This is a genomic window from Streptomyces viridosporus T7A, from assembly GCF_008704515.1.
Classification (GTDB): domain Bacteria; phylum Actinomycetota; class Actinomycetes; order Streptomycetales; family Streptomycetaceae; genus Streptomyces; species Streptomyces viridosporus.
The window spans coordinates 6,062,098-6,082,966 of sequence record NZ_CP023700.1; the positions used below are offsets into that span (position 1 = coordinate 6,062,098).

Sequence of the window (20,869 nt, forward strand, 5' to 3'; positions counted from 1 at the left end):
ACTTGCTCACCGGGGCCTCTCGGCCCCGTCCGTGTCCTGCTCCGGCAGCGGCCGGGGCGGCTTCGGTCCCGTGTACAGCCCGCTGGGGCGCATGCGCAGGGGACGCTCGCCGTACTCCTCGAGGGCGTGGGCGATCCAGCCCGCCGTACGGGCGACGGCGAAGACCGTCTCTCCCGCGGTGGCCGGCATTGCGCATGAGACGGTCAGGACGGCCAGGGCCAGGTCGACGTTGGCGTGCAGGGGGGTGCGGCGGGCGGTGGTGGCCACGATGTCGCGGGCCGCGGCGAGGGCGGGTGCGGTGTGCGGGATCTCCTCCAGGAGGGAGAACAGGGCACGCGCGCGGGGGTCCTCACCGGCGTAGAGACGGTGTCCGAGCCCCGGGACGCGGCGGCCGGCCCGCAGCTCCTCGGCGATCACCGGTGCCGCGCTGCCCCGGTCGAGCACCTCGAGCAGCAGTTTGTGCGCGAGTCCGCTGGCCGCACCGTGCAACGGGCCCTCGAGCACGCCGAGTCCCGCCGAGACGGCCGCGTAGGCGTGCGCGCGGGCCGACGCGGCGACCCGGACGGCGAGCGTGGAGGCCGCCAGGTCGTGGTCGACGAGGAGGGCGAGGGCCGTGTCCAGGACGCGCAGCTCCGCTTCGTCGGCCTGACGGCCGGTCAGCCGCGCCCAGAGGCGGTGGGCCAGCGGTCCGGTGTCGCGGTGGCCGGGCCGCACGGGAGGCAGGGCGGCGACGAGCGTGGGGATGAGGGTGCGGGCGGTGCCGAGCACGGCCGCGTCGGACAGGTCGAAGCGCAGGGGGTCCGCGGTCGCCGCGGCGATGGCCGCGACCCGCAGGCGGTCGGTGGGCGTGGTGTGTTCGGGCAGCGCGTCGACCGCGCGACGGGCCACCGCGACGGAGGCCTCGGGCGCGGCGAAGGCGGCTCCCGGGCGGAACCGGCCCGTCCACAACCACTCGGCGACCTCCTCGTAGGTGTACCGGGTGGCGAGTTCGACGGCGTCGACGCCCCGGAAGTAGTACCGGTCGGTGTCGATCAGGGTGAGGCGGGTCCGCACGGACAGTTCGCCGCCGGGGCCACCCGAACCGCTGCCCTCCCGCCGGTTGCGCCGCGCGAGCGCCGCCACCTCCTCGGTGGCGAAGGTGCTGCCCCGCCCGCCCGCCGCCCGGCGGCTGCTGAGCAGGCCGCGGCTCACGTAGGCGTACACGGTCTCCGGCTTCACGCCGAGCAGTTCGGCGGCCTCCCTGGTGCTCAGGCGCCGGTCCGCGTCGGCCGGGGAGGGGTCTTGGTCGCGCATGGGGCCCACCGTATCCGTCCCGTCGTGTCTCTCTGCTTGCATGGACTGACGTGTTGACTCAATCAATATTGACAGGGATCGCATCAAGGATGGAGGGTCGAATCAAGTTCGAGGAGGTAATCATGTCCGTTCATGGGGCCGTGGCGGAGCGCGTCGAGGTGCCGCGGGGGCTGGCCGGTGTCGTCGTCACCGACACCCGGATCGGTGACGTCCGGGGCACCGAGGGCTTCTACCACTACCGCCAGTACTCGGCCGTCGACCTGGCGCGGTCGCGTTCGTTCGAGGACGTGTGGCACCTGTTCGTGCACGGCGAACTGCCCGACGCGGACCGGAGCGCGGCCTTCACCGCCGAGACGGCCGCCCTGCGGCGGCTGCCGGACGGGCTGCGGGCGGCGCTGCCCGTCATCGCGGCCGCCGGCGGACGGTCCGGTCCGCTCGCCGGGATGCGCACGGCGCTGTCGCTGCTCGGTGCGGCGAAAGGCTTCGCGCCGGTGTACGACATCGACGCCGGCCGGCGTCGCCGGGACGCACTGGAGGCGACCGCGGCGGTGCCGACGCTGCTCACCGCGCTGCACCGGCTGGGGCGGGGGCTGGAGCCGGTGGAGCCGCGCACGGACCTGTCGTACGCGGCGAACTACCTCTACATGCTCACGGGTTCGGAACCGGACGGGGAGCGCGTGCGGGCGCTCGAGCAGTACCTGATCTCCACCATCGACCACGGCTTCAACGCCTCGACCTTCACGGCCCGGGTCATCGCCTCGACGGGCGCGGACGTGGCGGCGTGCCTCGCGGGGGCGGTGGCGGCGCTGTCGGGGCCGTTGCACGGCGGTGCGCCGAGCCGGGCGCTGGACACGCTGGACGCGATCGGGACCGCGGAGCGCATCGACGCCTGGGTCCGTGAGCAGGTCCTCGCGGGTGAGCGGATCATGGGTTTCGGGCACGCGGTCTACCGCACGGAGGACCCCCGTTCGCGGATGCTGCGCGAGGTGGCGCAGCGGTTCGGTGGCCCTCGGGTCGACTTCGCCGTGGCGGTCGAACGGCGGGTGGAGGCGATCCTGGCGGAGCTGAAGCCGGGGCGGGAGCTGCACACCAATGTGGAGTTCTACGCGGGCCTCGTCATGGAACTCTGCGGCCTGCCGCGCGAGATGTTCACTCCCACGTTCGCGGCGGCACGGGTGGTGGGGTGGAGCGCCCACATCGTGGAGCAGGCGGAGGACTCCAAGATCATCAGGCCGGCGGCCCGGTACACGGGGCCGCCGGCGCCGGTGGAGGTGCCCAGGAGGTGAGAGCGGCCGGCCACAGGGCCGGCGCCCCTGCCGGGGCCCGCTCCGCGCACGCCGCCGGCAGCCGTTCGCCTCGCGGCCGTTCCCGGCGTTCGTATCCTGGTGCGTCGGTCGGTCCTCGTCCGTACGCCCGGGCGCGAGCCGGTGTACGCGTGGGTGGGAAAAGGGAAAGAGGTCGTGCGGTGGTGCGGAGCAGCGGTCGGCAGATTCCGGTGGTCGTCCTGGCCGGATTCCTCGGCTCCGGGAAGACCACCGTGCTCAACCACCTCCTCCACCACAGCGGCGGAAGCCGCATCGGCGCCGTCGTCAACGACTTCGGCGCCATCGAGATCGACGCCATGGCCGTGGCCGGTGCGCTCGGGGACTCGACGGTCTCGCTCGGGAACGGATGCCTGTGCTGCGCCGTCGACGGCAGCGAGCTGGACGAGTACCTCGAGCGGCTGGCCCGGCCGTCCGCCGGCGTCGACGTCATCGTCATCGAGGCCAGTGGTCTCGCCGAGCCGCAGGAACTCGTGCGGATGGTGCTCGCCAGTGAGCACCCCCAGATCGTGTACGGCGGGCTCGTCGAGGTCGTGGACGCCGCCGAGTTCGACGCCACCCGGGCCCGGCACCCGGAGATCGAGCGGCACCTCGGCCTCGCCGATCTCGTCGTCGTGAACAAGCTGGACCGGGTCACCGACGCCTCACGCGTGCTGGACCCGGTCCGCTCGCTCGTCGACCGCGCGGCCGTCGTCCCCGCCACGCACGGGCGCGTCGACCCCGAGCTCCTCTTCGACTGCAGGCCGAGCGAGGAGCGCGTCGGGCAGTTGTCGTTCGACGACCTGCACCGCCACGACCGCGGGGAGGAGGAGCACACCGGGCATCTGCACGCCGCGTACGACAGCCTCTCCTTCGTCTCCGGGCGGCCGCTGGACCCGCGGCGGCTGATCCGGTTCCTGGACAGCCGGCCCGAGGGGCTGTACCGGATCAAGGGGTACGTCGACTTCGGGCCGTACGACGCCCGCAACCGGTACGCCGTGCATGCCGTGGGGCGGTTCCTGCGGTTCTATCCCGAGCCCTGGGCGGCCGGCGAGGAGCGGCTCACCCAGCTCGTCCTCATCGGGACGGGCCTCGACACCACCGCCCTGCGCGAGGAACTGGAGGCGTGCGGGAGCGACGGCGCCCCACACGTCGACGAGCACGGCATGTGGGGCGTTCTGCGCTATGTGCAGGAACCCGGAGATCCCGGTGATCCCGGAGAGTTCGGGGAATCCGGGGATCTCGGGGAGCCCGGCGAACCCGCGGCCTAGACCGGCCCCGCCACCACCGACACCGTCTTCGGCAGCGACACGCCCGAGCCGTCGCGGCGCGGGTCGGGCTCCGGGAGGCTCACCGGCGTGCCGTTCTTCTGGGCGGCACGGGCCGGGACCGGGCCCACCCAGGCCAGGGCCAGGCAGTCCTCGCCCTTCAGGAACCGCTGGCAGCGCACGCCGCCGGTGGCCCGGCCCTTGCGCGGGAACTGGTCGAACGGGGTCAGCTTCGCCGTCGTCTGGACGGAGTCGTCCAGGGTGCCGCGCGAGCCCGCGACCGTGAACACCATCGCGTCCGCCGCCGGATCGACCGCCGTGAAGGCGATGACCTTCGCGCCCTGGGCGAGCTTGACGCCCGCCACACCGCCGGCGGGCCGGCCCTGCGGACGGACCTGCCCGGCCTGGTAGCGCAGCAGCTGGGCGTCGTCGGTGACGAAGACCAGGTCCTCCTCGCCCGTGCGCAGCTCGATCGCGCCGACGATCCGGTCGCCCTCCTTGAGGGTGATGACCTCCAGCTCCTCCTTGTTGGAGGGGTAGTCGGGCACCACGCGCTTGACGACACCCTGTTCGGTGCCGAGCGCCAGCCCCGGCGACGACTCGTCGAGCGTCGTCAGGCACACGACCTCCTCGTCGTCCTCCAGGGAGACGAACTCGGCCAGGGGCGCCCCGCCCGAGAGGTTCGGCGTCGGCATCGCCTCCGGGAGCACGGGCAGGTCGACGACGTTCAGCCGGAGCAGGCGGCCGGCCGAGGTGACCACGCCCACCTCACCGCGGGCCGTCGTCGGCACCGCCGAGACGATCACGTCGTGCTTGACCCGCTTGGCGGCGTCCTGCGCGAACGGCTCGTCGTTCGCCGTGCGGGCCAGCAGACCCGTGGAGGACAGCAGCACGCGGCACGGGGCGTCCTCCACCTGCAGCGGCACGGGGGCGGCCGGGACGTCGGCCGACTCCAGCAGGAGCGTACGGCGGTCGTTGCCGAACTTCTTGGCCACCGCGGCCAGTTCGCCGGAGACCAGCTTGCGCAGCTCGGCGTCCGAGTCCAGGATCCGGGTGAGTTCCTCGATCTCCGCGTTCAGCCGGTCCCGCTCCGTCTCCAGCTCGATGCGGTCGTACTTGGTCAGCCGGCGCAGGGGCGTGTCCAGGATGTACTGGGTCTGGACGTCGCTGAGGGAGAAGCGCTCCATCAGGCGCTGCTTGGCCTGCGCGGAGTTCTCGCTGGAGCGGATGAGGCGGATGACCTCGTCGATGTCCACCAGGGCCGTGAGCAGGCCCTCGACCAGGTGCAGCCGGTCCCGCTTCTTGCCGCGGCGGAACTCCGAACGCCGGCGGACGACGTCGAAGCGGTGGTCGAGGTAGACCTCCAGCAGTTCCTTGAGGCCCAGGGTGAGCGGCTGGCCGTCCACCAGCGCCACGTTGTTGATGCCGAAGGACTCCTCCATCGGCGTCAGCTTGTACAGCTGCTCCAGGACCGCCTCCGGCACGAAGCCGTTCTTGATCTCGATGACGAGCCGCAGGCCGTGCTCGCGGTCGGTGAGGTCCTTGACGTCGGCGATGCCCTGGAGCTTCTTCGACCCGACCAGGTCTTTGATCTTGGCGATCACCTTCTCCGGGCCGACCGTGAAGGGCAGCTCGGTGACGACCAGGCCCTTGCGGCGCGCCGTCACCTCCTCCACGGTGACCGTCGCACGGATCTTGAACGTGCCGCGGCCCGTCCGGTACGCGTCCCGGACGCCGGACAGGCCGACGATCCGGCCGCCGGTGGGCAGGTCGGGGCCGGGGACGTGCTTCATCAGGGCGTCGAGATCGGCGTTCGGGTACCTGATCAGGTGGCGCGCGGCCGCGACGACCTCGCGCAGGTTGTGCGGCGGCATGTTGGTGGCCATGCCGACGGCGATGCCCGACGCGCCGTTCACCAGCAGGTTCGGGAAGGCGGCGGGCAGCGCCACCGGCTCCCGCTCCTGGCCGTCGTAGTTGGGCGCGAAGTCGACCGTGTCCTCGTCGATGGACTCGGTCATCAGGCTCGTGGCCTCGGCCATCCGGCACTCGGTGTACCGCATGGCGGCGGGCGGGTCGTCGTTGCCCAGCGAGCCGAAGTTGCCGTGGCCGTCGACCAGGGGCACGCGCATCGAGAACGGCTGGGCCATGCGCACCAGGGCGTCGTAGATCGAGGCGTCGCCGTGGGGGTGCAGCTTGCCCATCACCTCGCCGACGACGCGGGCGCACTTCACGTAGCCGCGCTCGGGCCGCAGACCCATCTCGTTCATCTGGTAGACGATGCGGCGGTGCACCGGCTTGAGACCGTCGCGCGCGTCCGGCAGGGCGCGGGAGTAGATGACCGAGTACGCGTACTCGAGGAAGGAGCCCTGCATCTCGTCGACGACGTCGATGTCGAGGATCTTCTCCTCGTACGAGTCGTCGGGCGGCGGGGTCTTCGTGCTGCGGCGGGCCATCGCTGCCGGCTCCTTGCTGAAGCGTGTGACGGGATCTGACGCGGACCATTGTGGACCGTCGCACTGACAAGCGGGACCAGGACCTGGCTCAGTCCGTCCGGCGCGGACGGGCAGGGGCGGCGCGAGCAGGGTACGCGCACGGGCCGCGAACGCCGCGCACGGGGGGCTGCGGTCCGCCCCTCGGGGCGGGGCGGACCGCGCGGCCCGACCGCACGCGGGACGGCCTCCACGAGTGCCTCGGCCGGCCGGGCCGGGGCTCGCGATCCGGCCCGTGCCCCGCGCGGTCCGCCGCCCGCCGGCGCGCGTGCCGCGCCCGCGGACCGGTACCACAGGTGCCCCATTCGTCCCACGGCCCACACCGGCACCGTCAACGGCCCGTACCGCTTCTCGCTCTCGGCGTAGCCGGCCCCGCCCGGGAACTTCACCGGTGGTCCGCGCGCTTGCATACAGTGGCAGGACCGGCAGAAACGGCGGTGACGACGACCGCCTCCGCGATCGAAGGGACGTACATGCCCATGGGTCACACGGCCACAGCCCAGGCAGGCTCCGGCGGCCTGACAGCGACCGAGCACCGCCTGGCCAACGGCCTGCGCGTGGTGCTCTCCGAGGACCACCTGACCCCGGTCGCCGCGGTGTGTCTCTGGTACGACGTCGGTTCACGCCACGAAGTCAAGGGGCGTACCGGTCTGGCTCACCTTTTCGAGCACCTCATGTTCCAGGGGTCCGCCCAGGTGAAGGGCAACGGCCACTTCGAGCTGGTGCAGGGCGCCGGCGGTTCGCTCAACGGCACCACCAGCTTCGAGCGCACCAACTACTTCGAGACCATGCCCGCCCACCAGCTGGAGCTCGCCCTCTGGCTGGAGGCCGACCGCATGGGCTCCCTGCTGGCCGCCCTGGACGAGGAGTCCATGGAGAACCAGCGGGACGTGGTCAAGAACGAGCGCCGCCAGCGCTACGACAACGTGCCCTACGGCACGGCCTTCGAGAGGCTGACCGCCCTCGCCTACCCGGAGGGCCACCCGTACCACCACACGCCGATCGGCTCGATGGCGGACCTGGACGCGGCCACCCTGGAGGACGCCCGCCAGTTCTTCCGCACGTACTACGCGCCGAACAACGCCGTGCTCTCCGTCGTCGGCGACATCGACCCGGAGCAGACGCTCGCCTGGATCGAGAAGTACTTCGGCTCCATCCCGTCCCACGACGGCAAGCCCGAGCCGCGCGACGGCTCGCTGCCCGACGTCATCGGCGAGCAGCTGCGCGAGGTCGTCGAGGAGGAGGTCCCCGCGCGCGCCCTGATGGCCGCCTACCGGCTGCCGCAGGACGGCACGCGCGCGTGCGACGCGGCGGACCTGGCGCTCACCGTGCTCGGCGGCGGCGAGTCCTCGCGGCTCTACAACCGGCTGGTACGGCGCGACCGTACGGCCGTGGCGGCCGGGTTCGGCCTGCTGCGGCTGGCCGGGGCGCCCTCCCTGGGGTGGCTGGACGTGAAGGCGTCCGGCGACGTGGAGGTACCGGTGATCGAGGCCGCGATCGACGAGGAGCTCGCCCGGTTCGCCGAGCAGGGCCCCACGGCCGAGGAGATGGAGCGCGCCCAGGCCCAGTTGGAGCGCGAGTGGCTGGACCGCCTCGGAACGGTCGCGGGCCGCGCCGACGAACTGTGCCGGTACGCCGTCCTGTTCGGCGACCCGCAGCTCGCCCTGACCGCCGTCCGGCGCGTCCTGGAGGTGACGGCGGAGGAGGTGCAGGAGGTCGCCAAGGCCCGCCTGCGCCCCGACAACCGCGCGGTGCTCGTCTACGAGCCCGTCGCCCCCGAGGCGCAGGACGCAGAGGAAGCCGCCGCAGTCGCCGGCACCGACGAGACCGAGGAGACGGCGAAGTGACCGAGCTCGCCACGATGGACTTCCACCCCCGGCCGCAGGCGGGCGAGGCCAGGCCCTGGGCCTTCCCGGCCCCCGAGCGCGGCGCGCTCGACAACGGCCTGACCGTCCTGCGCTGCCACCGCCCGGGCCAGCAGGTCGTCGCCGTCGAGGTGCTCCTCGACGCTCCGCTCGAGGCCGAGCCGACCGGACTCGACGGTGTCGCCACGGTCATGGCGCGGGCCTTCTCCGAGGGCACCGACAAGCACTCCGCCGAGGAGTTCGCCGCCGAACTGGAGCGCTGCGGCGCCACCCTGGACGCGCACGCCGACCATCCCGGCGTCCGGCTGAGCCTGGAGGTCCCCGCCTCGCGGCTCGCCAAGGGGCTCGGGCTGGTCGCCGACGCCCTGCGGGCGCCCGCGTTCGCCGACAGCGAGGTCGAGCGGCTGGTCCGCAACCGCCTCGACGAGATCCCGCACGAGCTGGCCAACCCCGCCCGCCGGGCCGCCAAGGAACTCTCCAAGGAGCTGTTCCCGGCGAGTTCGCGCATGTCGCGCCCGCGCCAGGGCACCGAGGAGACGGTCGCCGGCATCGACTCCGCGGCCGTGCGCGCCTTCTACGAGAAGCACGTCCGGCCCGCCACGGCGACCGCGGTGGTCGTCGGCGACTTCACCGGGATCGACCTGGACGCGCTGCTCGGTGACACGCTCGGAGCCTGGACGGGCTCCCCGGCCCGGCCCCGGCCCGTTCCGCCGGTGGTCGCGGACGACACCGGCCGGGTCGTGATCGTGGACCGTCCGGGCGCCGTCCAGACGCAGTTGCTGATCGGCCGGGTCGGTCCGGACCGGCACGACCGCGTGTGGCCCGCACAGGTGCTCGGCACGTACTGCCTCGGCGGCACCCTCACCTCCCGCCTGGACCGCGTCCTGCGCGAGGAGAAGGGCTACACCTACGGCGTCCGGGCCTTCGGGCAGGTCCTCCGGTCCACCGCACCCTCCTCCTCCGGAGGGGCCGCCGGCGCCGCGATGCTCGCCATCAGCGGCTCCGTCGACACGCCGAACACCGGGCCCGCCCTGCAGGACCTGTGGACGGTGCTGCGCACGCTCGCCGCGGAGGGACTCACCGACGAGGAGCGGGACGTCGCCGTGCAGAACCTGGTGGGCGTGGCACCGCTCAAGTACGAGACCGCCGCGGCCGTCGCGAGCACCCTGGCCGACCAGGTCGAGCAGCAGCTGCCCGACGACTACCAGGCCGAGCTGTACCGGCAGCTCGCCGCGACCGGCACCGTGGAGGCGACCGCCGCGGTCGTCAACGCCTTCCCGGTGGACCGTCTGGTGACCGTCCTCGTCGGCGACGCGGCGCAGATCAGGACGTCCGTGGAGGCCCTCGGGATCGGTGACGTCGCCGTGGTGACGGCCGAGTAGGCGGCCGCGGAGGACGCGCACGCGCGGGGCCCTGGTGACCCACGGGTCACCAGGGCCCCCTTATGCCCGAATTGGGGTGGAGGTTGCCCATCTGCCCTGTGGGATGCGCTACAAAACCCGGGTTCCGGTTGGGAATTGAAAGCCCGCCCGCTTAGCGTCTTCCGGGCTGTTCGTCGGGCAGTGCGCCGCACCCGCGGCACCGGGCAGCCATCGCCGAATCCCCTGCGGCGCGAGCCGGGGGGAGCCGGGGACCCGCATGCAGTCCCTGGGGTGAATCGGACGCCCGCGCGTGTCGCGAGGGGGTCCGTAGGAGACCTTCCTGCTCCGAACCCGTCAGCTAACCCGGTAGGCGAGAGGGAAGGAAAGGACCAGCCTGCACATGGCGTTCACCCGCGCCACCGGGAAGCACCGTCGTCCCCGCCGGATCGAGCGCGGCACCGCCCGCGCGGCGGGCGTCGCGGCCCTCACCACCACCGGCGTCGTCGGCTCCTTCGCGGCCCCCGCGCTCGCCGCCGAACCCGCCGCCGCGCAGACCGGCCTCACCCCCGTCATCACCCTGGGCGACGAGGTCGCCGCCCAGGTCGACGCCCAGGCGGCCGCCCAGCACGAGGCCGCCCGGGAGGCCGCCGAGACCGCCGCGCGGAAGGCGGCCGAGGAGGCCGCGCGCGAGAAGGCGGCCGAGGCGGCCGAGGAGGCCCGCGCGGAGGAGGAGCGCGCCGCGCGGGAGGCCGAGCGCGCACGCCTCAACACCTTCGTCTCCCCGATCCCCGGCTCCTACGTCTCGACCGGCTACAAGAGCGGTGGCGCCGTCTGGTCCTCCGGCAGCCACACGGGCGTCGACTTCCACGCCGCGAGCGGCACCCCCGTCCAGTCGGTCGGCATGGGCACCGTCGTGGAGGCCGGCTGGGGCGGCGCGTACGGCAACCAGGTCGTCATCAAGATGCACGACGGCACGTACACCCAGTACGGTCACCTGTCGTCCATCGGGGTCTCGGTGGGACAGCAGGTCACCGCGGGGCAGCGGATCGGCCTGTCCGGCGCCACCGGCAACGTCACGGGCGCGCACCTGCACTTCGAGGCCCGTACCGGCGCCGAGTACGGATCCGACCTGGACCCCGTCGCCTACCTCCGCGCGCACGGCGTGAACCTCTGACGCGCGTCCGCCTCCGGCACGGAGTGCGCCCCCGCTTCCCGGCCCCGGCTTCCGAGCCGGGGCTTTCGGCGTCGCTAGGGAAGGGGCGACCGAAAAACAAGCATGGATTCCGGCCCGGCATCGGAAATTCCCGCCGACTGCAATAGAGTCACGTGCAATGGAGTCACGGAACGCACGTCAATCGTCGGCGTGTCACGGGAATTGATCCGGAGGTCGGTCATGCGCATTCCCGCGCACTCGGTGTGCACGGCGATCCGGGACGACATCGTCGCGGGTGTCCTCGGGCGCGGCAGCCGGCTCACGGAGGAAGTGCTCGCCCGCCGTTACGGCGTCTCCCGCGTCCCCGTCCGGGAGGCCCTGCGCACGCTGGAGGCCGAGGGCTTCGTGGTGACCCGGCGGCACGCGGGCGCGTGCGTCGCGGAGCCCACCGAGCAGGAGGCCGCCGACCTGCTGGAGATGCGCCTGCTCCTCGAGCCGCTCGGCGCCCTCCGCGCGGCCCAGCGCCGCACCGGGGCCCACGTGAAGGTGCTGCGCGGTCTGGTCCGCCTGGGGCAGGAGCGCGCCCGCCGGGGCGCCGGCGACGACCTGCGCTCCCTGGGCGGCTGGTTCCACGAGACGCTCGCCCAGGCCTCCGGCAGCCCGGCGCTGGCCTCGACGCTGACCCAACTGCGGCACAAGATCGCCTGGCTGTACGCCGTCGAGGGACCCGCCGACCCGGTGGAGCACTGGACGGAGCACGGCGCGATCGCGGACGCCGTGGCACGCGGCGACGGCGAGCGCGCGCGGGCCGTCACGGCGCTGCACGCCGAGCGCGCGACCGCCGCGCACCGCCTGCGCTCCGCCTCCGGCGCCGACCGGACGGACCGCGCGGAGCGTGTGAGGAACTCGCAACATCCCGTAAACACGCCGAGCCTGCGCGCTTAACACAAAGGCCGTATAAAAAGAGAAGGAATCGGCGAGGGATTTGTTCCGCTGCCCTTTTCCGAGGGTGCGGAGAATGCGCGGCCACCTCTCCCGCGGCCGTGCCCTCCGGGGTTTCCGAATGCCCGTGAAGAAAAGCGGAGGCGGAAACGGGGCCGCCGGTCCGGAAGGGAAACGACGGAGCCGCGCCGCCCGGAACGGACGACGCGGCTCCGCCGCTGTCGGGCACTCGCTCAGACGGTCTCGGGGAGTTCCTCGAGACCCTCGGCGACCAGCTTCGCCAGACGGTCCAGGGCGGCGTCCGCGCCCTCCGCCTCGGAAGCCAGGACGATCTCCTCGCCGCCCTGGGCGCCCAGGCCCAGAACGGCCAGCATGGAGGCGGCGTTGACGGGGTCGCCCCCGGCCTTGGCGATCGTCACCGGGACGCCTGCGGCCGTGGCGGCCCGGACGAAGATGGAGGCGGGGCGGGCGTGGAGGCCCTCGGCCCAGCCGACGTTGACGCGGCGCTCAGCCATGTGTTGCTGCCCTTCAGTTTTCAAGGTTGTCTAGACCAGTTTCCCATACCGTGAAGCATGCCGGGAGTGGCACCTGCTCCCGCTCCCGGGTGGGTTCCGGACCGCGGCCTCGGTCCGGTGCGTCGCCCTCCACAGACTGCCTCGCGCCGTTGCCGTGCGCGAGCCGTACTCTGGGGCCCATGCAGACCACGTCGGACCGGCACGAGTACCCCGCCCACTGGGAGGCCGACGTGGTGCTGCGCGACGGCGGCACCGCGCGCATCCGCCCCATCACCGTCGATGACGCCGAGCGCCTGGTCAGCTTCTACGAGCAGGTGTCGGACGAGTCGAAGTACTACCGCTTCTTCGCGCCCTACCCGCGTCTGTCCGCCAAGGACGTCCACCGCTTCACGCACCACGACTTCGTGGACCGGGTGGGACTCGCCGCCACCGTGGGCGGCGAGTTCATCGCCACCGTACGCTACGACCGGATCGGCGCCGACGGGGCGCCCGCCTCCGCGTCGGCCGACGAGGCCGAGGTCGCCTTCCTCGTGCAGGACGCCCACCAGGGCCGGGGCGTCGCCTCCGCCCTGCTCGAACACATCGGCGCCGTCGCGCGGGAGCGCGGCATCCGCCGGTTCGCCGCCGAGGTGCTGCCCGCCAACACCAAGATGATCAAGGTGTTCACCGACGCCGGGTACACCCAGAAGCGCAGCTTCGAGGACGGCGTCGTCCGCCTGGAGCTCGACCTCGAACCCACCGACCGCTCCCTGGCCGTGCAGTACGCGCGCGAGCAGCGCGCCGAGGCGCGCTCCGTGCAGCGGCTGCTCGCCCCCGGGGCGGTGGCCGTCATCGGCGCCGGCCGCACCCCCGGCGGCGTGGGACGCAGCATCCTCGACAACATCCGGGACGCCGGGTTCACCGGCCGCCTGTACGCCGTGAACGGGGCCCTGCCGGAAGGGCGGAAGGAGCTCGACGGGGTGCCCGCCTTCCGCTCGGTGCGCCAGGTCGACGGCCCCGTCGACCTGGCGGTCGTCGCGGTGCCCGCCGAGCGCGTCCCCGAGGTGGTCGCCGAGTGCGGCGAGCACGGCGTGCAGGGGCTCGTGGTCGTCTCCGCCGGCTACGCCGAGTCCGGCCCCGACGGCCGGGAACGCCAGCGCGCCCTGGTGCGGCAGGCGCGCACGTACGGCATGCGGATCATCGGTCCGAACTCCTTCGGCGTCGTCAACACGTCCCCCGACGTACGGCTGAACGCCTCGCTCGCCCCCGAGATGCCCCGCCCCGGCCGGATCGGGCTGTTCGCCCAGTCCGGCGCCATCGGCGTCGCCCTGCTGTCGCGCCTGCACCGGCGCGGCGGAGGCGTCACCGGCGTCACGGGCGTGTCCACTTTCGTGTCGTCCGGCAACCGCGCCGACGTCTCCGGCAACGACCTCCTGCAGTACTGGTACGAGGACCCCGACACCGACGTCGTCCTCATGTACCTGGAGTCCATCGGAAACCCCCGCAAGTTCACCCGCCTCGCCCGCCGGACCGCGGCGGCGAAGCCCCTGGTCGTGGTCCAGGGCGCACGCCACGGAGCCGGGCCGCGGGGGCACGCGGTACGGGCGACCCGGCTGCCGCACGCGACGGTGTCCGCGCTGCTACGGCAGGCCGGGGTGATCCGGGTGGACACCATCACCGAACTGGTCGACGCGGGCCTGCTGCTCGCCCGCCAGCCCCTGCCGGCCGGACCCCGGGTGGCGATCCTCGGCAACTCCGAGTCCCTGGGCCTGCTCACCCACGACGCCTGCCTCGCCGAGGGACTGCGTCCGCACCGCCCGCTGGACCTCACCACCGCAGCCTCGGCGGCGGACTTCCACGCCGCGCTGTCCCGGGCGCTGGCCGACGACACCTGTGACGCGGTGGTCGTGACCGCGATCCCGGCGGTGGGGGAGGGCTCGGTCGGCGACGCGGCGCTGGCCGAGGCCCTGCGCTCGGCCGTCGCCGCGGCACCGTCCAAGCCGGTCCTGGTGGTCCACGTGGAACTCGGCGGCCTCGCGGAGGCCCTCTCGGCCGCCGCGAGCACGGCACCGCAGACGGCGACGGCGGCCACCGCGCCGCAGACGCCGCCGGGCACGCCGCCCCGGCCGCCGGCGGCCGCGTCCCCGGCGGCCGCGTCCGGCCCCGCGGACGGCGCCCCTCCCGGGCCCCCCGCCGCGGACGGCCCGTCCGTCCCCGCCGCGCCCCCCGAAGGCACCCACCTCATCCCGGCCTACCCCGCCGCCGAACGCGCGGTGCGTGCCCTCGCCCAAGCCGTCGCGTACGCGCAGTGGCGGCGGGACGCCGCCGACCCGGGCAAGGTGCCCGGGTACGACGACATCGACGAGAGGGGCGCCGCCGCGCTCATCGAGGGGCTGCTCTCGCGCGGGCAGGGCCTCACCCTCGGCGGCGAGGAGACCTGCGACCTGCTCGGCACGTACGGCATCCACGTCCACCGGGCGCTGCCCGCCCCCACTCCCGACGCCGCGGCCGAGGCCGCGCGCACCCTCGGCTACCCCGTGGCCCTCAAGGCGACCGCGCCGCACCTCAGGCACCGCGCCGACCTCGGCGGCGTCCGTCTGGACCTCGCGGACGAGGAGCAACTGCGCCGGGCGTACGCCGAGTTGACCGAGCTGTTCGGCGCGCCGCAGGAGCTGCGCCCCGTGGTGCAGCGGATGGCGCCGCGCGGTGTCGACACCGTCGTCCGGGCGGTCATCGACCCCGCCGCCGGGGCCGTGCTCTCCTTCGGCCTGGCCGGGGCAGCCTCGCAACTGCTCGGGGACATGGCGCACCGGCTGATACCGGTCACCGACCGGGAGGCGACCTCGTTGGTGCGATCGATCCGGACGGCCCCGCTCCTGTTCGGCTGGCGCGGCTCGGCACCGGTCGACACCCCCGCGCTGGAGGAGCTGATGCTGAGGGTGTCGCGGCTGGTCCACGATCACCCGGAGGTCGTGGCGGTCACCCTCGAGCCGGTCGTCGTCGCCCCGCACGGCGTGAGCGTCCTCGGCGCCTCCGTGCGCCTGGCCCCGCCCCCCGCCCGCGACGACCTCGGGCCGCGGACCCTCCCGGTGGCGTACTGAGGGCGCGCGGGGCGGCCGGGAGCCCGGGGGAGAGGCCCGGGACGAGGCCCCGCGCACGCGGAGTGCCCCGAGCGGTGCCTCGCAGTCAGCGGCCCCCCGTAGGATGGGCGTCATGGCCAAGACCAGTACGACGACCCAGGGGCTGCGGGCGGCGATCGAGCGCAGCGGCTACTACCCGGCCCTCGTGGCCGAGGCGGTGGAGGCCGCCGTGGGCGGCGAGCCCGTCCGGTCGTACCTGGTCCACCAGGAGACGACGTTCGACCAGAACGAGGTGCGGCGGCACGTGACCGTGCTCGTCCTCACCGGCAACCGCTTCATCGTCAGCCACACCGACGAGCAGGCCGCGGACAACACCTCCCCGACGCCCTACGCCACCACGTCCACGGAGTCGGTCAAGCTCGACCGGATCTCGTCGATCGTGGTCAGCCGCGTGGTCGCCAACCCGGAGTCGTACAAGCCGGGCACGCTGCCCCGCGAGATCGTCCTCACCATCGGCTGGGGCGCCGTCTCCCGCATCGACCTCGAGCCGGCCGCCTGCGGCGACCCCGACTGCGAGGCCGACCACGGGTACACCGGCAACTCGACGGCGGACGACCTGAGCCTGCGCGTCAGCGAGGCGGGTGACGGACCGGAGACGGTGCGTCAGGCGCTCGCCTTCGCACAGGCCCTCTCCGAGGCGACCGCGGACCAGACGCGCTGATGGCGCACCCCACGCAGCCCGCACGGCCCACGCCGTCCGCGTCCCCCGCCCCGCCGCTGTCCTCCGCGCACACCACCGCCTGGGACCCCCACCCGCAACCCCTCCCCCTGGACTCCGCGCCCCGGCCCGAGTACGGCACCGGTTCGCTCGCCGACCTGCTGCCCACGCTCGCCGCGGGGATGGGCGTCCCCGGGACGACCGCCGCGATCCCCGAGCTGGCCCCCGCCGACCGGAACTGCGTGTTCCTGATCGACGGACTGGGCTGGGAGCAGCTGAAGGCGCACCCGGAGGAGGCCCCCTTCATGACGTCCCTGCTGGCCGCCTCGCGCGGCGGCACCGGACGTCCGATCACCGCCGGCTATCCGGCGACCACCGCCACCTCCCTGGCCTCCGTCGGCACCGGCCTGCCGCCCGGCGCGCACGGCCTGCCCGGCTACACCGTGCGCAACCCGGACACCGGCGAGCTGATGAACCAGCTGCGTTGGCAGCCCTGGGCCCCGCCCGGCCCGTGGCAGCCGTACCCCACGGTCTTCCAGCTGGCCCACCGGGCGGGCGTGCACGCCGCCCAGGTCACCTCCCCGGCCTTCGAGAACACCCCGCTGACCAAGATCGCGCTCAGCGGCGGCACCTTCCTCGGACGGCTGTCCGGCGAGGAGCGCATGGACGCCGCGGCCGAGCAGCTGGCCGCCGCCGACCGCTCCCTGGTCTACACGTACTACGCCGAGGTCGACGGCGCGGGCCACCGCTTCGGCGTCGACTCCGACACCTGGCGCGGCCAGCTCATGTACGTCGACCGCCTGGTCCAGCGCCTGGCCGAGCAACTGCCCCCGCGCAGCGCGCTCTACGTCACCGCCGACCACGGCATGGTCGACGTCCCGTTCGACGAGGAGCACCGCATCGACTTCGACGAGGACTGGGAGCTCGGCGCCGGCGTGGCGCTGCTCGGCGGCGAGGGGCGCGCCCGTCACGTCTACGCCGTGCCCGGAGCCGAGAACGACGTGCTGACCTGCTGGCGCGAGGTGCTCGGCGAGCAGTTCTGGGTGGCCTCGCGGGACGAGGCGATCGAGGCGGGCTGGTTCGGGCCGTCGGTCGACGCACGCGTGTACCGGCGGATCGGCGACGTGGTGGCCGCCGCGCGGGACGACGTCCTGCTGATCGCCTCCGAGCGGGAGCCGAACGAGTCGGCGATGGTCGGCAACCACGGTTCGATGACCCCTGCCGAGCAACTGGTCCCGCTGCTCGAAGTACGCTCCTGAAGCCCGCCCGACCCACCGTCCCGACCCACCGTCCGACGTCCCGTCCCCGACGACCCAGGCCGAAAGGTGCCCGACCCCCCATGCCAGAGCTGGTGTTCTTCTCCGGAACGATGGACTGCGGGAAGTCGACACTGGCTCTCCAGATCAGCCACAACCGGTCGGCGAGAGGCCTGCAGGGTGTGATCTTCACCCGCGACGACCGCGCGGGGGAGGGGAAGCTCTCCTCGCGGCTGGGCCTGGTCACGGAGGCCGTCGAGGTCACCGAGGGCATGGACATGTACCGGTACCTGGTCGACCGGCTGTCCCGGGGCGGCAAGGTCGACCACGTGATCGTGGACGAGGCCCAGTTCCTCGCGCCGGAGCAGATAGACCAGTTGGCGCGGGTCGTGGACGACCTCGGGCTCGACGTCTTCGCCTTCGGCATCACCACCGACTTCCGCACCAAGCTCTTCCCCGGCTCGCAGCGGCTGATCGAGCTGGCCGACCGGATCGAGACCCTCCAGGTGGAGGCCCTGTGCTGGTGCGGCGCCCGGGCGACGCACAACGCCCGTACGGTGGACGGGGAGATGGTGGTCGAGGGCGCCCAGGTGGTCGTGGGCGACGTCAACCGCCCGGCGGAGGAGGTCGGTTACGAGGTCCTGTGCCGCCGCCACCACCTCCGCCGGATGACCAGGGCCTCGGTCCGCGCGGGCGTGCTGTCCCCCGACGTCCTGCCGGTGACGTCGGTCTGACGCACCGGTGCGCGCAGCGCCCCCGCGGGGGGTCCCGCACGGTACCCTGCGCGGGTGACCCCGCGACCTCCCCCGTTCGCGGGGTCACGCGCGTACGCGCCGCCCGCCTCCGCGACGAAGTCACGCGCGCCGGGCGTGGACGGGCCGCCGCCGGAGCAGAATGCAGGGGCGTGCGCATCGGCGTCAGGACGGCGCCGGCCGCCTCCAGGCCGTGACGCTGCCACAAAGGAGGGGGCCCGGCACCGGTGTTGACGTGCCGTCGGATGCCCCGCGTCACCGCCGCCGTCCCGCTCCCACCCGATCCGGAGAAGGCATGGAGCCCCGTTCCCGACGTCCCGTCCGAGGCCGCCGCCGTGCCGCCGCCGCGCTCGCCGCCGCCGTGCTCGCCACGGCGGTACCGGCGGCGGCCGCGGACGCGGACTCCCCCGGGGCGCGGGCCCCGTCGGTGCCGCTGCGGGTGGCGACCTACAACATCCACGCCGGGGCCGGTGCGGACCAGGTCTTCGACCTCGACCGCACCGCGCGGGCCGTACGCGACCTGAGGGCCGATGTGATCGGTCTTCAGGAGGTCGACGTGCACTGGGGCGCCCGCAGCGATTTCGTCGACGAGGCCCGCGCGCTCGCCGGGAAGCTGGGCATGCGCGTGTTCTTCGCACCGATCTACGACCTGGACCCGGCGACCCCGGGCGGGGAGCGACGGCGGTTCGGCGTCGCCGTGCTGAGCCGCTACCCGGTGCTCGAGGCGGAGAACCACGAGATCACCCGGCTCTCGACCCAGACCCCCGATCCGGTGCCGGCCCCGGCGCCCGGCTTCGCCGAGGTGACGGTCGCCGTGCGGGGCGCGCACGTGCACGTCTACTCCACGCACCTGGACTACCGGGCCGACCCGTCGATCCGCGCGGCCCAGGTCGCGGACATGCTCGAGGTGCTCGCCGCCGACCGCGGACCGAAGGTCCTGGTCGGCGACTTCAACGCCGAGGCCACGGCTGCGGAGTTGGCGCCGCTGTGGCGGCGCCTGCGGGACGCCGCGCCCGGCGGGGGCGGGACGTACCCGGCGGTCGACCCGGTCAAGCGCATCGACCTGGTCACCGTCTCGCCCGACATCACCGTGGTCGGCGCCGAGGCGGTGGCGACGCGGGCGTCGGACCACCGCCCCGTGGTCGCGGACCTGAGGCTGCACCGGCGCGGCCGCTGAACCGGGCCGGCGCAGCCTTCGGTGAGGCGGTGCGTCACTCCTGCCCGGAGACGCTCATCTCGCCCAGCAGCGACCAGTCGTCCTGCGGAACCGTCGCGTTCACGATCCGGGGCGTCTCGACCAGGTGGGGCGGCAGCGTCCGCTGTGCGGTCCTGAAGTGCTCGGACTGCACGTGGGCCGCCCCCGCCTCGTCGTCGCGGAAGGCCTCGACCAGGACGTACTCCGTCGGGTCCTCGACGCTGCGCGACCAGTCGAACCACAGGCACCCCGGCTCCTCGCGGGTGGCCGTGGTGAAGTCGGCGGCGATCTCCGGCCACCGGTCGGCGTACTCGGGGCGGACACGGAACTTGGCGGTGATGAAGATCATCGGTCTCCCTGGTCGGTCTTTGCGCGCGGTCGCGCCGCGGGACGTACAGCAGGCTATGACGGCCGTGGTGGAAGCGGAGCGCCCACCCCCGCCGTCCGCGACGACGGGGTGCCCGGCACCCCGCGGCTCATTCGACGCCGCTGGGCGTGGGCTGCGGCGTCCGGCCCGCCAGGACGTCCTCGAGCCGCGGGGTGCCCTGCTCCACGGCGGCCCTGGTGGTGTCGTGGTCGGCGCCGTCGAGCCCGCCGTTGGTGACCGTGATCGCGTCCGCGCCGATCCGGACCGCGGCGACGTCCAGGGTGAGGGTCACGGGGTCGCCGCCGCTGGTGCCCTTCACCGTCACGGTCAGTCCCTGCCGGTCGTCGCCCTCCTCGGGCAGGGACGCCTCGACGACCTGGACGGTGCGCTGGCCGCTGCCGCTCCCGGTGAGGGTGAACTGGTCGCAGGTGTCCGGCAGTGACTTCAGCCACGTCATCGAGTCGTCGAGATCGTCCTTCTGGTAGGCGGCGACCTGGTAGAGCAGCCGGGAGTCGCCCTCCTGGAAGCCGGTGAGCGCCGACGCCCCGGACGGACTGCCCAGCAGGGTCTCGTCGTAGAGCGCGTTCACGAGGCGCTGGCAGGCCTCGGCGTCGCTCTTCCCGGTGAGGAACGCCGCCACGTCCACCTGTCCGACGAGCAGGGAGTCCCGCCAGGACCGCGGGTCCTTCACCTGGGTCCACTGGTCCTCGATGTCCGACTCGGTGATCAGCGCGTTCCGCGCGTCGGTCTCGGTGAGGTCCGAGGTGGGGGAGGCGGACGGCGTGGACGCGGTGGCCTGCGCGGCGAGGGGCCGCTCGGCGACGGTGGGGGCGGTCTCCGACTCGGCCACCGTACGGTCGTCCCCGCCGGAGCAGGCCACCGTGAGGAGCAGCGTCCCGCCGACCAGAACGGCGGCCGGCGCACGGGCCGACCGGGCGGCCGGACGCGGCGCGCACGCACGAGCCGTGGCCCCGCGGGGCGAGCGGGGGTTCGGGCGAGAGGTGGTCACGAGGGCCTCCTGGGAACGGGACGGTCGCCCGGCGCCTGCCTGCCCGAGCGGCTCCCCCCTTGTCCCTCCACCGCACCACCGGCCCGCCCGGGCGACCAGCACAGCGGGGTCATACGGGTGAAGGCCGACCGCCGTCCGGCACGACCCGCCGCCCACGGTTCCACGGTGGCCGCTCCCGGACGGGGCGGGGCCGGAGGCGACGGGGTACGGCGCGAGGCCGGCGTACGGGACGACCGCGTCCCCGCCTGACGGCCGGCCGCGGGCCCGGCCGGCGAACGGTCCGGCAGGAGGGCCGAGGGGGAACCGGGGCGCGGAACGGCCGCCTC

16 protein-coding genes and 1 riboswitch are annotated in these 20,869 nt (G+C 73.8%); of the genes, 11 read left to right on the forward strand and 5 right to left on the reverse strand.

Annotation, left to right across the window (positions count from 1 at the left end; genetic code table 11):
* Positions 1-6: 6 nt before the first annotated feature.
* Complete coding sequence (locus CP969_RS27990; protein ID WP_016824364.1) at positions 7-1,293, reverse strand: citrate synthase; 1,287 nt, start codon at positions 1,291-1,293, stop codon at positions 7-9.
* 122 nt (positions 1,294-1,415) lie between these two features.
* Between CP969_RS27990 and CP969_RS27995 the strand changes: the two genes are divergently transcribed.
* Positions 1,416-2,579: a citrate synthase/methylcitrate synthase gene (locus tag CP969_RS27995; RefSeq protein ID WP_026084820.1), complete on the forward strand. Its 1,164-nt coding sequence runs from the start codon at positions 1,416-1,418 to the stop codon at positions 2,577-2,579.
* A 179-nt stretch (positions 2,580-2,758) separates the two neighbouring features.
* The gene (locus CP969_RS28000; RefSeq protein WP_016824362.1) at positions 2,759-3,865 is read left to right on the forward strand and encodes a CobW family GTP-binding protein; all 1,107 of its coding nucleotides are present in this window, start codon (positions 2,759-2,761) and stop codon (positions 3,863-3,865) included.
* On the opposite strand, the gene CP969_RS28005 is transcribed toward CP969_RS28000, so the two are convergent.
* Positions 3,862-6,315: a DNA gyrase/topoisomerase IV subunit A gene (locus tag CP969_RS28005; RefSeq protein WP_004982525.1), complete on the reverse strand. Its 2,454-nt coding sequence runs from the start codon at positions 6,313-6,315 to the stop codon at positions 3,862-3,864. The two genes, CP969_RS28000 and CP969_RS28005, sit on opposite strands and share 4 nt — an antisense overlap.
* A gap of 509 nt (positions 6,316-6,824) precedes the next feature.
* Here CP969_RS28005 and CP969_RS28010 point away from each other — a divergent pair.
* The 4 genes from CP969_RS28010 (at position 6,825) to CP969_RS28025 (ending at position 11,675) form a co-directional block, all read left to right on the forward strand.
* A complete protein-coding gene (locus CP969_RS28010; RefSeq protein ID WP_039831450.1) occupies positions 6,825-8,198 on the forward strand; it encodes a M16 family metallopeptidase in 1,374 nt (457 codons plus the stop codon).
* On the forward strand, positions 8,195-9,598 hold the full coding sequence (locus CP969_RS28015; RefSeq protein WP_004982519.1) for a M16 family metallopeptidase: 1,404 nt from the start codon (positions 8,195-8,197) through the stop codon (positions 9,596-9,598). The genes CP969_RS28010 and CP969_RS28015 overlap by 4 nt, the downstream gene beginning before the upstream one ends.
* A 201-nt stretch (positions 9,599-9,799) precedes the next feature.
* Positions 9,800-9,965: riboswitch (cyclic di-AMP (ydaO/yuaA leader) on the forward strand.
* 12 nt (positions 9,966-9,977) lie between these two features.
* Positions 9,978-10,751, forward strand: coding sequence for a M23 family metallopeptidase (locus CP969_RS28020; RefSeq protein WP_016824360.1), 774 nt, complete (start codon positions 9,978-9,980; stop codon positions 10,749-10,751).
* Positions 10,752-10,970: 219 nt separating this feature from the next.
* Positions 10,971-11,675 carry a GntR family transcriptional regulator gene (locus CP969_RS28025; protein WP_004982513.1) on the forward strand — a complete coding sequence of 235 codons (705 nt, stop codon included), beginning with the start codon at positions 10,971-10,973 and terminating at the stop codon, positions 11,673-11,675.
* 230 nt (positions 11,676-11,905) lie between these two features.
* Here the strand turns inward: CP969_RS28025 and CP969_RS28030 are convergent, their stop codons facing one another.
* Entirely contained in the window at positions 11,906-12,187 is a 282-nt protein-coding gene (locus CP969_RS28030) for an HPr family phosphocarrier protein (protein ID WP_004982511.1), read from the reverse strand.
* A gap of 179 nt (positions 12,188-12,366) precedes the next feature.
* Between CP969_RS28030 and CP969_RS28040 the strand changes: the two genes are divergently transcribed.
* The 5 genes from CP969_RS28040 (at position 12,367) to CP969_RS28060 (ending at position 19,149) form a co-directional block, all read left to right on the forward strand.
* A complete protein-coding gene (locus CP969_RS28040) occupies positions 12,367-15,267 on the forward strand; it encodes a bifunctional acetate--CoA ligase family protein/GNAT family N-acetyltransferase (RefSeq protein ID WP_150474973.1) in 2,901 nt (966 codons plus the stop codon).
* 103 nt (positions 15,268-15,370) lie between these two features.
* Positions 15,371-15,967 carry a DUF5998 family protein gene (locus CP969_RS28045; RefSeq protein WP_016824359.1) on the forward strand — a complete coding sequence of 199 codons (597 nt, stop codon included), beginning with the start codon at positions 15,371-15,373 and terminating at the stop codon, positions 15,965-15,967.
* Entirely contained in the window at positions 15,967-17,223 is a 1,257-nt protein-coding gene (locus CP969_RS28050) for an alkaline phosphatase family protein (RefSeq protein WP_016824358.1), read from the forward strand. The genes CP969_RS28045 and CP969_RS28050 overlap by 1 nt, the downstream gene beginning before the upstream one ends.
* An 80-nt stretch (positions 17,224-17,303) precedes the next feature.
* Positions 17,304-17,954, forward strand: a complete 651-nt coding sequence (locus CP969_RS28055) for a thymidine kinase (RefSeq protein ID WP_004982498.1) — start codon at positions 17,304-17,306, stop codon at positions 17,952-17,954.
* Between the two features lie 313 nt (positions 17,955-18,267).
* Complete coding sequence (locus CP969_RS28060) at positions 18,268-19,149, forward strand: endonuclease/exonuclease/phosphatase family protein (protein WP_016824357.1); 882 nt, start codon at positions 18,268-18,270, stop codon at positions 19,147-19,149.
* 34 nt (positions 19,150-19,183) lie between these two features.
* On the opposite strand, the gene CP969_RS28065 is transcribed toward CP969_RS28060, so the two are convergent.
* Positions 19,184-19,516, reverse strand: coding sequence for a putative quinol monooxygenase (locus tag CP969_RS28065; RefSeq protein ID WP_004982495.1), 333 nt, complete (start codon positions 19,514-19,516; stop codon positions 19,184-19,186).
* 127 nt (positions 19,517-19,643) lie between these two features.
* On the reverse strand, positions 19,644-20,543 hold the full coding sequence (locus tag CP969_RS28070; protein WP_016824356.1) for a hypothetical protein: 900 nt from the start codon (positions 20,541-20,543) through the stop codon (positions 19,644-19,646).
* Positions 20,544-20,869 lie beyond the last annotated feature (326 nt).

Bases quoted from the DNA above. Each gene is read 5' to 3' on its own strand.
- CP969_RS28045 (WP_016824359.1), top strand. From the start codon at position 15,371: ATGGGCGTCATGGCCAAGACCAGTACGACGACCCAGGGGCTGCGGGCG.
- CP969_RS28040 (WP_150474973.1), top strand. From the start codon at position 12,367: ATGCAGACCACGTCGGACCGGCACGAGTACCCCGCCCACTGGGAGGCC.
- CP969_RS28010 (WP_039831450.1), top strand. From the start codon at position 6,825: ATGCCCATGGGTCACACGGCCACAGCCCAGGCAGGCTCCGGCGGCCTG.
- CP969_RS28060 (WP_016824357.1), top strand. From the start codon at position 18,268: ATGGAGCCCCGTTCCCGACGTCCCGTCCGAGGCCGCCGCCGTGCCGCC.
- CP969_RS28005 (WP_004982525.1), bottom strand. From the start codon at position 6,315: ATGGCCCGCCGCAGCACGAAGACCCCGCCGCCCGACGACTCGTACGAG.
- CP969_RS28025 (WP_004982513.1), top strand. From the start codon at position 10,971: ATGCGCATTCCCGCGCACTCGGTGTGCACGGCGATCCGGGACGACATC.
- CP969_RS27995 (WP_026084820.1), top strand. From the start codon at position 1,416: ATGTCCGTTCATGGGGCCGTGGCGGAGCGCGTCGAGGTGCCGCGGGGG.
- CP969_RS27990 (WP_016824364.1), bottom strand. From the start codon at position 1,293: ATGCGCGACCAAGACCCCTCCCCGGCCGACGCGGACCGGCGCCTGAGC.
- CP969_RS28065 (WP_004982495.1), bottom strand. From the start codon at position 19,516: ATGATCTTCATCACCGCCAAGTTCCGTGTCCGCCCCGAGTACGCCGAC.
- CP969_RS28020 (WP_016824360.1), top strand. From the start codon at position 9,978: ATGGCGTTCACCCGCGCCACCGGGAAGCACCGTCGTCCCCGCCGGATC.
- CP969_RS28030 (WP_004982511.1), bottom strand. From the start codon at position 12,187: ATGGCTGAGCGCCGCGTCAACGTCGGCTGGGCCGAGGGCCTCCACGCC.
- CP969_RS28055 (WP_004982498.1), top strand. From the start codon at position 17,304: ATGCCAGAGCTGGTGTTCTTCTCCGGAACGATGGACTGCGGGAAGTCG.
- CP969_RS28050 (WP_016824358.1), top strand. From the start codon at position 15,967: ATGGCGCACCCCACGCAGCCCGCACGGCCCACGCCGTCCGCGTCCCCC.